Source organism: Enterobacter cloacae complex sp. P29RS, from assembly GCF_014893445.1.
In the GTDB taxonomy this organism is placed as follows: Bacteria; Pseudomonadota; Gammaproteobacteria; order Enterobacterales; family Enterobacteriaceae; genus Enterobacter; species Enterobacter intestinihominis.
Genome location: NZ_JADBPZ010000026.1, coordinates 70,973 through 83,650, shown reverse-complemented (window position 1 = coordinate 83,650; position 12,678 = coordinate 70,973). Strand labels below are relative to the sequence as shown.

The following is a 12,678-nucleotide window of genomic DNA, read 5'->3' as shown; positions in this document are numbered from 1 at the left end:
ACTACGACCGAAAAACCCAGAGTGTGCTCCGGATAGACTGAAAAGTGTTACCTATGTTCCCGGTCTGATCTGTTACCCATGTATCCGGTCATACAGCAGCGCCACCCGGCAATACAGCGCACTCGGATTAATTCAACCCTTCTGCCTTCAGCGCCGCTGCAACCGCAGGGCGTGCCGCTACGCGTTCCATATACGACGCAATATGATCTAATCCTTCCAGGTTCAGCTTCACCGCGCGCGCCCAGCGCAGTACGGTAAACAGATACGCATCAGCAATGGTGAAACGCGCACCGCAGATCCACTGATCGTCTTTCAGTGATTCATTAATGTACTGCATCTTTTTCTCAAGTAACGCACGTACGGTCGGTTTGTACTCTTCCGGAGTATCCGGGCGGAACAGCGGCGTAAAGCCTTTGTGCAGCTCGGTCGCGATGTAGTTAAGCCACTCAAGGGTTTTATAGCGAGAGATACTGCCTGTTGGTGCCAGCAGCTGACGATCAGGCACGTTGTCGGCCAGGTACTGCATAATCGCCACGCCTTCGGTCAGCAGCGTACCGTCATCCAGCAGCAGGGCCGGAACCTGCCCTTTTGGGTTAATCGCAAAAAAGTCATCCCCGTTTTCCAGGCGCTTTTTCATCAGGTCAACGCCGTCCAGCGTGAAATCCTTACCGCTCTCGCGAAGGGTGATATGCGAAGCAAGAGAGCAGGCGCCCGGTTTATAGAACAGTTTCATCGGTAACTCCTTTTTGCTGAGGTTCCCGCTATGTTAGTGCGCGTTCAGATAAAAAAAAAGCCGCTAATCAATTAGCGGCTTCTGTTCAGTCGTTTCCCGATGACATTACGCGTTCGCGGTGTTGGTCGCTTTAGCGGATTTGTCGTCGTCCTGCGTCATACGATTGAGTTTTGGTGCGGTGAGCAGCATCAGCACGGCAATTACGGCTGTCGCGATACCAATTTGCATGAACACGGTGCCGTAGACGTTCAGGGAGACCAGCGGGTCGGTAACGTTGTCCGGTACCGCCATCAGGTTCGCAATCTTACCTGCAATGATGGCTGCGCCAGCGGTCGTCAGGAACCAGCTACCCATGATGAAGCCCATCAGACGCTGAGGGACCAGCTGTGCAACCATCGCCAGGCCCAGACCGGAGATCATCAGTTCACCGATGGATTGCAGCGCATAGCTCAGGATCAGCCAGTTAACAGACACGATACCCGCGTCGGTCGCGAATTTCGTCCCCAGCGGCAGCACCAGGAATGCGCCAGAGCACAGCACCATACCGATAGCGAACTTGTGCGGCATCGGCAGACGGTCGCCCATCTTGTTATAGATAGCGGCCAGAATCGGGCTACCAATCATGATCCAGAACGGGTTCAGTGCCTGGTACTGCTCCGGCTCGAACGCGATACCCAGGATGGAGTGCTCAACGTTGCGGATTGCGAAGAAGTTCAGGGACGTTGGCATCTGGCTGTACAGGACGAAGAAGATAATCGCTTCCAGCATCAGGATGAACGCCACAATCATCTTACGACGTGCCGCACCCTGCATCGCGAAGGCTTCTTTAGCGAAGATAATCACGATACCCAGCGCAACCACGGCCAGTACGGCACGTGCAATGCCCTGGTTGTGCAGCAGCCAGGTCGCGACAGCGGCCAGGATCACAATGCCGACGATGGTTGCCAGCAGTTTGCCCATATGCACGGGTTCGAAGTCTGGTTTAGAACCATAATCTTTAACCCAGCTGCGACAGAACAGGAAGTTCACAACGGTGATCAGCATACCCACGAAGCTCAGCGCAAACGCTACGCTCCAGCCGAATTTCGCGGCCAGCCATGGAGTTGCCAGCATAGAGAAGAATGAACCGATGTTGATGGACATGTAGTACATGGTAAATGCACCGTCCAGACGCGGATCATCTTTGTTGTAGCAGGTAGAAAGCAGGGAGGAAGGGTTAGCCTTAAAGAGGCCGTTACCTACCGCGATGGTAGCCATGCCCATGTATACCACGCCCGCATCGTGCCCGGACCATGCAACCAGACCATAGCCAATCGCCAGAACCACGGCGCCCAGCATAATGACACGTTTCGTACCGAGAACTTTATCGCCTAACCAGCCGCCGATGGCGACCAGGCCATAGACCAGAGCGCTGAAGGACGAGAACAGCGTGATGGAATCGGCTTCGGACATACCCAGTTGCTTAACCAGGTAAACGGCCATAATCCCTTGCAGGCCGTAGTAGCCAAAACGCTCCCATAATTCGATAGAGAAAATGAGATAGAACGCTTTAGGCTGTTTGAAAGCGTTAAGACTTACGCTCTCATCTGTTGGTTTATTGTTTGCAGTAGACACATATACCTCTTTTTTTACATCCCATATTAACGGGGGTGTTCATAGCGTGATGACCGTAGTCCATCCGCTTTATAGTTATATTGGGAGGGGAAACGGCGGGTAATGTTCACTATCCAGCCCCATCTGGCAATACGTTTGTAATAATCTGTTACATATAACTGTGGCGGTATAATCATCGGTTCACGCAAATGTTATGCAGCGTTAAATTTCATCCGTTGAGAATTGGTGGTTTTTTTCACTGTAAATGACCCTGATGAATGGCTGTATGGCGATATGTTCTGCTATTTTGGGTGAAAGGCAGTGATATAGCCCATATTCTGAAAAATGACTGGTCTTATATGCGGTGAGTAAACGAGGAGATCTTGTCTGGCAAAGGCGTGGAGAGAGTTTTAACAACAAAAATCCAACATCAAGTTATCAGAGTGATCGCGATCACAGATGTATAGAAATTTTTGGTGATGAAAAAACTATTAACCTGTTTGAGTGTTAAATATCCGCAGAATCGACAACACTTTATGGACAATGAGAGGGAAAATTACGGCCAAGGGAGAAGATATCAGAGCCCTTGTTTAATCTAAGGGCTTGAACAGTAACAAGTGGATGTACCTTCAGGGATAGACTTTTTCTTTGTATTCACAGAGATCTTCGATAATGCAGGAGCCGCAGCGTGGCTTACGTGCAATACAGGTATAGCGCCCGTGAAGGATTAGCCAGTGATGGCAATCCACCTTAAATTCCGCAGGGACCACTTTTAATAGCTTTTCTTCCACCTCTTCCACGTTTTTACCCGGCGCGAACCGGGTGCGATTAGAAACGCGGAAGATGTGAGTGTCCACGGCGATCGTCGGCCAGCCAAACGCCGTGTTGAGCACGACATTTGCCGTTTTACGCCCGACGCCTGGCAACGCTTCCAGCGCTGCGCGATCTTCCGGGACTTCACCGCCGTGCTGCTCAAGCAGGATCCGGCAGGTCTTAATGACGTTTTCGGCCTTACTGTTAAACAGGCCGATGGTCTTGATATAGGATTTTACCCCTTCAACCCCCATCTCCAGCATGGCCTGCGGCGTGTTGGCTACAGGGTAGAGCAGGGCCGTGGCTTTGTTGACGCTCACGTCAGTGGCCTGCGCAGAGAGCAGCACCGCGATCAACAGTTCAAACGGCGAGTTAAAATTCAGCTCTGTCGTTGGATGAGGATTCTCATCGCGCAGGCGCGTCAGGATCGCAATGCGTTTCTCTTTATTCATACTGCTTTCTCGGGGATCCCTTCCTGTACGCTGCGTTCAGCGGCGCGGCGTTTACGTTTTTCATCAATCAGGTATTTTAACGCCAGCATCATCCCAAGGCCAATGAAGGCGCCTGGCGGTAGCATGGCCAGCAGGAATGGGGTGTCCGTATGGAACACCTCGATACGCAGCGATTTCGCCCAGCCGCCAAGCAGCGCGTCCGCACCGTCGAAGAGCGTACCGTTGCCCAGAATTTCACGCAGAGAGCCGAGGACGAACATGGCGGCAGTCGCGCCCATGCCGATGGAAAACCCATCCAGCGCGGAAATTGCCGGGTTGTTTTTCACCGCGAAGGCTTCAGCGCGGCCCACGACTATACAGTTAGTCACGATAAGCGGAATGAAGATCCCGAGCGACTGGTACAGGCCAAATGCGTAGGCGTTAATCAGCATTTGCACGACGCTGACCACCGATGCAATGATCATGACATAAATCGGAATACGGATTTCCGATGGCGTCCAGCGGCGCAAAACAGAAATGGAGAAGTTGGTCAGGGTCAGCACCAGCGTGGTCGCCAGCCCCAGCCCGAGCGCGTTGGTGGCGGTAGACGTCACCGCCAGCAGCGGGCACAATCCCAACAGCTGTACCAATGCCGAGTTGTTCTTCCAGAGTCCCTGGACGATAACCTCTTTAACCTGGCTCATGGTCACTCCTCACAGGCGGAAAGATGATTGATCTGCGCGGGCAGCGTTTCGGCATACAGACCGGCGCGTTTGACGGCGTTGACGACCGCGCGGGGCGTAATCGTGGCGCCCGTGAACTGGTCAAACTCACCGCCATCTTTTTTCACCGCGAAAGCAGGATCGTCCTCGCCATGAATCATCTTACCGGCAAAGTGTAAAATCCAGTCGCTCAGGCGTGTTTCAATTTTGTCGCCAAGGCCCGGCGTTTCGTGATGTTCCGTCACGCGCGTACCCAGCACGGTGCCGGAAAAATCGCTGCCTACCAGCAGCTGAATTGCGCCAGAGTAACCGTCCGGCGCGGTGGCTTCCATGATGGCACCCACCGGGTTCTCGCCCTTACGGGCAATATAAACGCGGTGTGTTCCTTTACCGAGCTGCGGGGCCTGCACGACAAAGCAGCTTTTTTGCAGGTCATTATCATAGAAGTCTGATGGGATCACCTGATCGAATAACGCCTTTTGCTGCTTCATTGCCTGCTCTGCAATGGTGCTTTTCGTCAGTTCATTTACCAGCGCGGTCAGCCCGGTGAGGGCGGCGGCGAAGATCGCCAGCGTGACGCCGTGTTTTTGCATAGTCTTTAGCATGGCGTAACCCTTAGCGATGACCGTACACGCGTGGACGCGTGTAGTAGTCGATGAGCGGAACGGTGATGTTAGCCAGCAGTACGGCAAATGCCACGCCGTCCGGATAGCCACCAAAGCTGCGAATAAGCCAGACCAGCAAGCCCGCCAGCGCGCCGAAAATCAGACGACCTCGGTTGGTGGTAGAGGCGGTGACCGGATCGGTCAGAATAAAGAATGCCCCGAGCATGGTCGCGCCGGAGAGCAGATGGAGCTGCGGGCTGGCCAGTGACTCAGGTGAGATGACCCAGCCGAGCGTTGAACAGACGGCCAGCGTCACCAGGAAGCTCACTGGAATATGCCAGCGGATCGCTTTTTGTTGCAGCAGGAAGGCACCGCCCAACAGGTAGGCCAGATTGACCCACTGCCAGCCCGCACCCGCCAGTACGCCGCTGTAAATAGACGATTTCATCACCTGCTCGACGCTGTGGCCGGCACGCAGGGAGGTTTTGAAGGTATCGAGCGGGGTGGCCTGGCTGATGCCATCCACGCCCATGCGAAGCGCGTTCATATCCGCGCCCATCGCGGTGTGGCCAGTAAAGATAACGTTCAGGGCATCCATAAAGCCGGGCACCGTGGCGGCGATCTCATGCGGCGGCAGCCAACTGGTCATCTGTACCGGGAAGGAGATCAGTAGCACCACGTAACCAATCATTGCCGGGTTAAACGGGTTATGGCCCAGCCCACCGTACAGCTGCTTGGCGATGATCACCGCAAATACCGTTCCCAATACTACCATCCACCACGGGGCGAACGGGGGAATGCTGATGGCAAGCAACAGGCCGGTCAACAGGGCGGAGTTATCGCTCAGGATGCGAGTCACCTCCATTTTGCGCAGCTTCAGGATCGCTGCTTCCGCTGCGACGGCACTGGCGCAACCCAGAACTAACTGGAAAAGCGTACCCCAGCCGAAAAACCAACACTGTACGGCAATACCTGGCAACGCGGCCAGGCACACCAGCATCATAATACGCGATGTCTGGCGCTGGTTATGGGTATAAGGGGAACTTGCAATTCTGAAAACCATTTAATCCTCGTTAACGGCTTGCTGCGCGGCTTTCTTTGCCTGAACACGCGCAATCGCGGCGGCGACTGCGGCTTTGCGTGGATCGTCGTTGGCGGCCGCAGGCCGTTCGTCCTGCTGTGCCGCTTTTCGTGCTTTGGCACGGGCGATGGCCGCTTCAACGGCGGCTTTACGTGGGTCGACAGGCGCTTCACTCTCTTCGGCAGGCTGAAGCTGTGCCGCTTTACGTGCTTTGGCGCGGGCGATAGCGGCTTCAACGGCCGCCTTGCGCGGATCGGTCGCTTCCTGTTCAACCACCACTGTCTGCTGACCGGCTTTACGGGCTTTTGCCCTGGCGATAGCCGCTTCCACCGCCGCTTTACGCGGGTCTGTGTCGGTTTCCGGTTTGGCGTTTTGCGCCTTCTCCGCCTGACGTGCGCGCGCTTCGGCTTTACGCGCTTCGCGGGCGGCAATCGCTTCGCTATTGTCCGGCTTTTGGCCAGCCACGATCGCTACCGGCTGAGCGGCAGTCGCGTTCTTCTCCCGCACACGGGCGAGGGCAGCGTTAATCGCATCCTGATCTTTCGCCGCAGGCTGCACGGCAGCCTGCTTATGGCGTTCCTGACGGGCTTGTTTCTCGCGCTCCAGTCGCGCCTGGCGCGCTTCAAAGCGGGCCTTCGCTTCAGCGGCACGTTTTTCTTCCATGGAGATAGCGTAGATTTCGGCTTTCTCCTGACGGAAGTACTGCACCAGCGGAATATTGCTTGGGCAGACCCAGGCACAGGCACCGCATTCAATACAGTCAGCCAGGTTATGCGCCTGGGCTTTATCGTGCAGCTGGCCTTTGCTGTACCAGTACAACTGCTGCGGCAGCAAGTCTGCCGGACACGCATCCGCGCAGGCGCTACAGCGTATACAACCTTTCTCTTCCTGCGTTTCGCCCATCTCCGTTGGGGAAGGGGCGAGCAGGCAGTTGGTAATCTTCACCACTGGCACATCCAGCCACGGCAGGGTAAAGCCCATCAGTGGGCCGCCCATAATGACCATCTGCTCGCTCCCCGGGCAGAAGCCAGCCTGTTCCAGCAGATGATGCACCGGCGTACCCAGACGCGCCCAGACGTTGCCGGGACGGGAGACGGACTCGCCGGTCAGCGTGACGACGCGTTCGGTCAATGGCTCGCCGTCAATCACCGCACGTTTCACCGCGTAGGCAGTACCCACGTTTTGCATCAGCACGCCGATATCGGACGAACGGCCCCCGTGGGGAACCTGTTTTCCGGTCAGGATCTGCGTCAGCTGCTTCGCCCCGCCGGATGGGTATTTGGTCGGGATCACGCGCAGGGCGATATCATGGCTGTCCGCCAGTACCGCACGTAGCATCGAAATGGCCTGCGGTTTGTTGTCCTCAATACCGATCAGCACTTCGCGGGGTTGCAGGATATGCGCAAGAATGCGAATACCTTCCACCACCTGCGCGGCACAGTCCTGCATCAGACGATCATCGGCGGTGATGTACGGTTCGCACTCGGCGGCGTTAATAATCAGCGTTTCGATTTTATCGCCGCCGCCGTGAAGCTTGGCGCCGGTCGGGAAGCCAGCGCCTCCAAGACCTGCTACGCCAAACTGATGAATGCGTTCAATCAGCGCTTCACGGCTGCGGGAACGGTAGTCGCTCCAGCCGTCACGATCGATCCAGCGATCTTCCCCGTCGGCTTCAATGATGACGCTCAGCTCAGACAACGCCGAGGGATGGGCAACGGTATGGGGGGCAACAGCCACCACCTTGCCCGAAGTCGGGGCATGTATCGGCAACATACGTCCACGACCAAAGGTCAGCGGCTGGCCGCGAAGGACGGTATCGCCTTCTTTCACGCACAGCTCGCCTTCCGCGCCGATGTGCTGTTTCAATGGCATCACGTAGCGGGTCGCCAGCGGAATTTGACGCAGCGGCGTACCGTTTGACTGGGTTTTCATTTCCGGGGGATGGATACCGCCGTCGAAGTCCCAGATCTTCTCTTTTCTGAAAGCAGAAAATAACTTAAGCATGTTGTTCCACAGGAATATTGCGAACCGGAATGGTCTGAAGATCCCATTTCCAGCTTTCGGTCGTCGTTTCAACCGGGCGGAGTTCTATACACTGCGTCGGGCAGGGGGCTACGCAGAGGTTACAGCCGGTGCACAGGTCCGCCACAACGGTGTGCATGGCGCGGGTTGCGCCTACAATGGCGTCGACAGGGCACGCCTGAATACATTTGGTGCAGCCGATGCAGTTGGCTTCGTCGATAACAGCAAGGGCACGAACGGGCTCCTGCGCCTGTTCATCGCCGTCGACAGGCTGCGGATCGACGTTCAGCAGGGCAGCTATTTTAAGCATGACCGCTTCGCCACCCGGCGCGCAGCGGTTGATCTTTTCTCCCTGCACGCCCACCGCCTCAGCGTAAGGACGGCAGCCAGGGTAGCCGCACTGCCCACACTGGCTCTGCGGCAAAAGCTCATCAATTTTTTCAACCACCGGATCGTCCTCCACCGCAAACCGGCGGGAGGCATAACCCAGAATGATGCCAAAGACGAGCCCCAGTACGCTGATGGACGCGATGGCAATCCAGATAGCACTCATTACAACTTCACCAGACCACTAAAGCCCATAAAGGCCAGAGACATTAAACCTGCGGTCACCAGAGCGATGGCGTTACCGCGAAACGGCGCGGGAATATCCGCCGCTGCCAGACGCTCGCGAATCGACGCGAACAGGACCATAACAAAAGAGAAACCGACCGCCGCGGAAAAACCGTACAGCGCCGACTGCATGAAATTATGCCCAAGGTTGATGTTGAGCAGCGCCACGCCCAGCACAGCACAGTTGGTGGTGATGAGGGGCAGAAAAATACCCAACAGGCGATACAGGGCAGGGCTGGTTTTACGCACTACCATTTCGGTAAATTGCACCACCACCGCAATGACCAGAATAAAGGACAAGGTGCGCAGGTAGAGCATGTCCAGCGGGATCAGGATCCAGGTATCAATCAGCCATGCGCAAATGGAGGCCATCGTCATCACGAAGGTGGTGGCCAGCCCCATGCCCATTGCCGTCTCCAGCTTTTTGGAGACCCCCATAAACGGGCACAGGCCAAGGAACTTCACCAGTACGAAGTTATTAACCAGCACAGTTCCGACAAAGAGCAGTAAGTAATCGGTCATTATTTAGCCTGAAATAAAAGAGCCGCCTATTATCGGATAAACGACAACAGGCCACAACAGGTTAACTGTAAGGTTATTACGGGTTAACGAAGGTCTTCTTAACGCGCGTCGACCGCTTGAAATAGGGCACCAGAAGCGCCGTCGCAAGCAACGGAAAGAGTAGCTGGCGAACCGCCAGTGCATCAGAAACTGGCGAAAAAGCGAACGCTTTGACGGCAAGCAGCACGGAGACCAGCAGCCAGATAATGTAATGTTTCGGCACGCTTTTGCGGCGTTTGAAGAAGGCGATGGTCAGCCAAAGCGTGTAGTACCACATCGCGATTGCGAAAACGAACGACACAAACCACGTCGCAATATTGAGCGCACTCTGAGACATCAGTGTCTGGATAGCATGAGGAGTAACCAGTGCAGTGGTGTAAAGCAACAGCGCCAGCGAAGCGCTTAATAAAGCCACCAGCAGCCATGCCAGCGGGGCGATTAACCAGCCCCCAATTCTCTCTCCAGGCAATGCGGTCATACGCTCTCCCATAGTCTGCGCGAAATGTTATACAGAAATTTGCAGGGCGGAGAGTATATAACATTTCACGCCGAAGGCTACTTTCTTATACAACGTAACGCCAGACAGATTTAGGTACTTCCCCCACGTTGAACAGACGACCGCCAGAGACGAGTTCGGCGCGACGATGGTCAGCCGCGCGGTACATATTGATGATGTCCTGATTATCCGACAGCGTGTAGTTCAGATGGTCAAACAGTTTTTCCAGGCTTTCGAGGGAATTGATCTTGCGAAATTTTAATAAATAGTCCTGAACTGTCATATTAATAAGTTTCCATATAAAAGGGTAATACCCATAAAGGTAATGCGTTCGAATAATAAACGGATTAATAAAGACGTAAACTGTCCACTCGGGTAACGCGACGAAATTAGGAGTTTTCTTTGCGAAGATTCAGGCATCAGCAGATGCCTGGAAGAGAAGGGTAACCCCGTTCATTACGGCTGGCAATACGTTCCATGACGTAATGTGTCACGCTTTATGACGATGCGGCTTACTTTTGTTGAGCAACAGTAACAGGCTCCGGCGGCTGGTAGTTATCGATATGGCTGGCAATGCCGAGCAACACGACTGAAACGCCAAGGACAATCCATCCCGCTAATTCAATGATTCGATTAATTATTGATGACATATTTTGTGTTTGTAATTTATCCATAAATACAGATTACAAATGTTACAGCGGCCTTTTCGACAGAGCAAGCGCTTTGGGAACGATTCCCGGGCCGCATATACACACTTTAATGCGAGGTAACAAAAAAAGCTGTCGCGAGATGCTATTTTAACTCACAGGGCACATTATTAATCTGTGCGTTAAGCACAAGGCCAGTGATAAATAAGCGCACAGCGAGGGGGCATACGATGAGTGAAAACATCCGCGTCGGTCTTATTGGCTACGGGTACGCAAGCAAAACCTTTCATGCGCCGCTGGTTGCCGGCACGCCGGGAATGGAACTGGCGGCTATCACAAGCAGCGATGAAACCAAAGTCCATGCCGACTGGCCAGCCGTGCCGGTGGTAACGGAGCCTAAGCATCTGTTTAACGATCCTAATATTGACCTTATTGTCATTCCCACCCCTAACGACACCCATTTCCCCCTGGCGAAAGCGGCGCTGGAGGCTGGCAAACATGTCGTTGTCGATAAGCCTTTTACCGTGACGTTGTCACAGGCGCGCGAGCTGGATGCGCTGGCGCGAAGCCTGGGTCGGTTATTGTCGGTCTTTCACAACCGGCGCTGGGATAGTGATTTCCTGACGATCAAAGCGCTGATAAACGAAGGCACGTTGGGCGAAATTGCTTTTTTTGAGTCTCACTTCGATCGTTATCGTCCGCAGGTGCGAGATCGCTGGCGCGAGCAGGCGGGACCGGGCAGCGGCATCTGGTATGACTTAGCGCCGCATCTTCTCGATCAGGCCGTTCATCTGTTTGGTCTGCCTGTAAGCATGACGGTCGATTTAGCGCAGCTCAGGCCGGGGGCGCAGACCACCGACTATTTCCACGCCGTTTTGAGTTATCCGCAGCGGCGCATTGTGCTGCACGGGACAATGCTTGCGGCGGCGGAATCGGCCCGCTATATCCTTCACGGGGCGCGCGGCAGCTATGTGAAGTTCGGCCTGGATCCGCAGGAAGAGCGCCTCAAAAATGGCGAACGCTTACCGCAGGAGGACTGGGGCTACGACATGCGGGACGGGGTGGTGACGCGTGCGGAGGGTGAGGTACTGGTTGAAGAGACGGTGTTGACCCAGCCTGGGAACTATCCGGCGTATTACGCCGCAATTCGTGACGCGCTGAACGGTTCAGGTGAAAATCCGGTTCCGGCGAGCCAGGCAATCCAGATTATGGAGCTCATCGAGCTGGGGATCGAATCCGCCAAACATCGCGCAACGCTCTGTCTGGCATAAGTGCCAAACGCTTTCGTAGGCCGGGTAAGCGCAGCGCCACCCGGCAGTAAAGAGGACTACTGAGCAACTTTATCGCGCAGCGCCTGTTTCTCTTCAGGCGTCAGGAAGGCGATCTCCAGCCCGTTGATTTGCGCCTGACGGATCTGCTCGCGGCTCAGCCCGGCCTGCGGCGCGGCGATGTTGTATTCGTGAATAATATCCACGCCCTGAACCGCCGGATCGTCCGTGTTCAGTGAAGCCAGCACCCCGTGTTCAAGGAAGGTTTTCAGTGGGTGTTGCGCCAGCGACGCCACTGTACTGGTCTGAATATTGGAGGTCAGGCAGGATTCGATTCCAATACGTTGTTCGGCGAGGAAATCCATCAGCGCGCGATCTTCAATGGCTTTCACACCGTGACCAATACGTTCCGCACCCAGTTCACGAATGGCCTGCCAGATGCTTTCCGGCCCCGCGGCTTCGCCAGCATGAACGGTAATACGCCATCCTGCATCACGTGCGCGGTTGAAATGAGACAGGAACAGGCTGCCCGGGAAGCCCAACTCATCACCGGCCAGGTCGATGGCGGTGATCTGGTCGCGATGCGCCAGTAACGCTTCCAGCTCCTGAAGACAGGCCGCTTCACCGAAGGTACGGCTCATAATGCCGATCAAACGCGCCTGAACGTCAAAGGTTTTGCAACCTTCACGCACGCCCTCAATGACCGCTTCAACCACGCCCGCTACGGGGAGACTGTGGGTCATCGCCATATAGCCCGGAGAGAAACGCAGTTCGACATAGTGCAGGCCGTTGCGAGCGGCATCTTCGATGTTTTCAAAGGCGACACGGCGACAGGCATCGAGCGAGGCCAGCATCTTCACGCCCCAGTCAAGCTTGCTCAGAAAACTTACCAGATCCGGCTCGTTCGACGTCACCTGGACATGGGGGATCAGGGTTTCAAGCGTTTCGGCAGGGAGCGTTAAATTGAACTGGCGACCAAGATCGAGAATAGTTTGGGCACGAATGTTCCCGTCGAGGTGGCGGTGAATATCAGTTAAAGGCAGGCGTGTATCAATCATGGTCGCACTCTTTGCTGGTTAAAGTGCGCCATATTA

At 55.1% G+C, this 12,678-nt stretch carries 14 protein-coding genes; 1 reads left to right on the top strand and 13 read right to left on the bottom strand.

Annotated elements, in window-relative coordinates:
* Window positions 1-127: 127 nt before the first annotated feature.
* From gstA to blr, 12 genes are all read right to left on the bottom strand, one after another.
* A complete protein-coding gene (gstA, locus tag IM282_RS18570) occupies window positions 128-733 on the bottom strand; it encodes a glutathione transferase GstA (protein WP_023299960.1) in 606 nt (201 codons plus the stop codon).
* Between the two features lie 105 nt (window positions 734-838).
* The gene (gene dtpA, locus IM282_RS18565) at window positions 839-2,347 is read right to left on the bottom strand and encodes a dipeptide/tripeptide permease DtpA (protein WP_023299961.1); all 1,509 of its coding nucleotides are present in this window, start codon (window positions 2,345-2,347) and stop codon (window positions 839-841) included.
* 608 nt (window positions 2,348-2,955) lie between these two features.
* Window positions 2,956-3,591: an endonuclease III gene (nth, locus tag IM282_RS18560; protein WP_063146033.1), complete on the bottom strand. Its 636-nt coding sequence runs from the start codon at window positions 3,589-3,591 to the stop codon at window positions 2,956-2,958.
* Complete coding sequence (locus IM282_RS18555) at window positions 3,588-4,274, bottom strand: electron transport complex subunit E (RefSeq protein ID WP_003857592.1); 687 nt, start codon at window positions 4,272-4,274, stop codon at window positions 3,588-3,590. The genes nth and IM282_RS18555 overlap by 4 nt, the downstream gene beginning before the upstream one ends.
* Window positions 4,275-4,276: 2 nt before the next feature.
* A complete protein-coding gene (gene rsxG / locus IM282_RS18550) occupies window positions 4,277-4,897 on the bottom strand; it encodes an electron transport complex subunit RsxG (protein WP_192970714.1) in 621 nt (206 codons plus the stop codon).
* Window positions 4,898-4,907: 10 nt separating this feature from the next.
* On the bottom strand, window positions 4,908-5,960 hold the full coding sequence (gene rsxD, locus IM282_RS18545) for an electron transport complex subunit RsxD (protein WP_022647918.1): 1,053 nt from the start codon (window positions 5,958-5,960) through the stop codon (window positions 4,908-4,910).
* Complete coding sequence (gene rsxC / locus IM282_RS18540) at window positions 5,961-7,982, bottom strand: electron transport complex subunit RsxC (RefSeq protein ID WP_192970713.1); 2,022 nt, start codon at window positions 7,980-7,982, stop codon at window positions 5,961-5,963.
* Window positions 7,975-8,553, bottom strand: a complete 579-nt coding sequence (gene rsxB / locus IM282_RS18535; RefSeq protein ID WP_015570664.1) for an electron transport complex subunit RsxB — start codon at window positions 8,551-8,553, stop codon at window positions 7,975-7,977. The genes rsxC and rsxB overlap by 8 nt, the downstream gene beginning before the upstream one ends.
* Window positions 8,553-9,134 (bottom strand): electron transport complex subunit RsxA, encoded by a 582-nt coding sequence (gene rsxA / locus IM282_RS18530; RefSeq protein ID WP_022647920.1) that lies wholly within the window; start codon window positions 9,132-9,134, stop codon window positions 8,553-8,555. Before rsxA ends, rsxB begins: the two co-directional genes overlap by 1 nt.
* A gap of 76 nt (window positions 9,135-9,210) precedes the next feature.
* Window positions 9,211-9,651: a DUF2569 domain-containing protein gene (locus IM282_RS18525; protein WP_015570663.1), complete on the bottom strand. Its 441-nt coding sequence runs from the start codon at window positions 9,649-9,651 to the stop codon at window positions 9,211-9,213.
* 85 nt (window positions 9,652-9,736) lie between these two features.
* Window positions 9,737-9,952 carry a transcription modulator YdgT gene (gene ydgT / locus IM282_RS18520; protein WP_000217941.1) on the bottom strand — a complete coding sequence of 72 codons (216 nt, stop codon included), beginning with the start codon at window positions 9,950-9,952 and terminating at the stop codon, window positions 9,737-9,739.
* A gap of 229 nt (window positions 9,953-10,181) precedes the next feature.
* The gene (gene blr / locus IM282_RS18515; RefSeq protein ID WP_151884424.1) at window positions 10,182-10,307 is read right to left on the bottom strand and encodes a division septum protein Blr; all 126 of its coding nucleotides are present in this window, start codon (window positions 10,305-10,307) and stop codon (window positions 10,182-10,184) included.
* Between the two features lie 239 nt (window positions 10,308-10,546).
* Between blr and IM282_RS18510 the strand changes: the two genes are divergently transcribed.
* Window positions 10,547-11,587, top strand: coding sequence for an oxidoreductase (locus IM282_RS18510; protein ID WP_023306015.1), 1,041 nt, complete (start codon window positions 10,547-10,549; stop codon window positions 11,585-11,587).
* Window positions 11,588-11,643: 56 nt separating this feature from the next.
* On the opposite strand, the gene add is transcribed toward IM282_RS18510, so the two are convergent.
* Window positions 11,644-12,642 (bottom strand): adenosine deaminase, encoded by a 999-nt coding sequence (add, locus tag IM282_RS18505; RefSeq protein ID WP_108367667.1) that lies wholly within the window; start codon window positions 12,640-12,642, stop codon window positions 11,644-11,646.
* Window positions 12,643-12,678 lie beyond the last annotated feature (36 nt).

Bases quoted from the DNA above. Each gene is read 5' to 3' on its own strand.
- rsxG (WP_192970714.1), bottom strand. From the start codon at position 4,897: ATGCTAAAGACTATGCAAAAACACGGCGTCACGCTGGCGATCTTCGCC.
- ydgT (WP_000217941.1), bottom strand. From the start codon at position 9,952: ATGACAGTTCAGGACTATTTATTAAAATTTCGCAAGATCAATTCCCTC.
- nth (WP_063146033.1), bottom strand. From the start codon at position 3,591: ATGAATAAAGAGAAACGCATTGCGATCCTGACGCGCCTGCGCGATGAG.
- IM282_RS18555 (WP_003857592.1), bottom strand. From the start codon at position 4,274: ATGAGCCAGGTTAAAGAGGTTATCGTCCAGGGACTCTGGAAGAACAAC.
- rsxA (WP_022647920.1), bottom strand. From the start codon at position 9,134: ATGACCGATTACTTACTGCTCTTTGTCGGAACTGTGCTGGTTAATAAC.
- rsxC (WP_192970713.1), bottom strand. From the start codon at position 7,982: ATGCTTAAGTTATTTTCTGCTTTCAGAAAAGAGAAGATCTGGGACTTC.
- rsxB (WP_015570664.1), bottom strand. From the start codon at position 8,553: ATGAGTGCTATCTGGATTGCCATCGCGTCCATCAGCGTACTGGGGCTC.
- IM282_RS18510 (WP_023306015.1), top strand. From the start codon at position 10,547: ATGAGTGAAAACATCCGCGTCGGTCTTATTGGCTACGGGTACGCAAGC.
- add (WP_108367667.1), bottom strand. From the start codon at position 12,642: ATGATTGATACACGCCTGCCTTTAACTGATATTCACCGCCACCTCGAC.
- rsxD (WP_022647918.1), bottom strand. From the start codon at position 5,960: ATGGTTTTCAGAATTGCAAGTTCCCCTTATACCCATAACCAGCGCCAG.
- gstA (WP_023299960.1), bottom strand. From the start codon at position 733: ATGAAACTGTTCTATAAACCGGGCGCCTGCTCTCTTGCTTCGCATATC.
- IM282_RS18525 (WP_015570663.1), bottom strand. From the start codon at position 9,651: ATGACCGCATTGCCTGGAGAGAGAATTGGGGGCTGGTTAATCGCCCCG.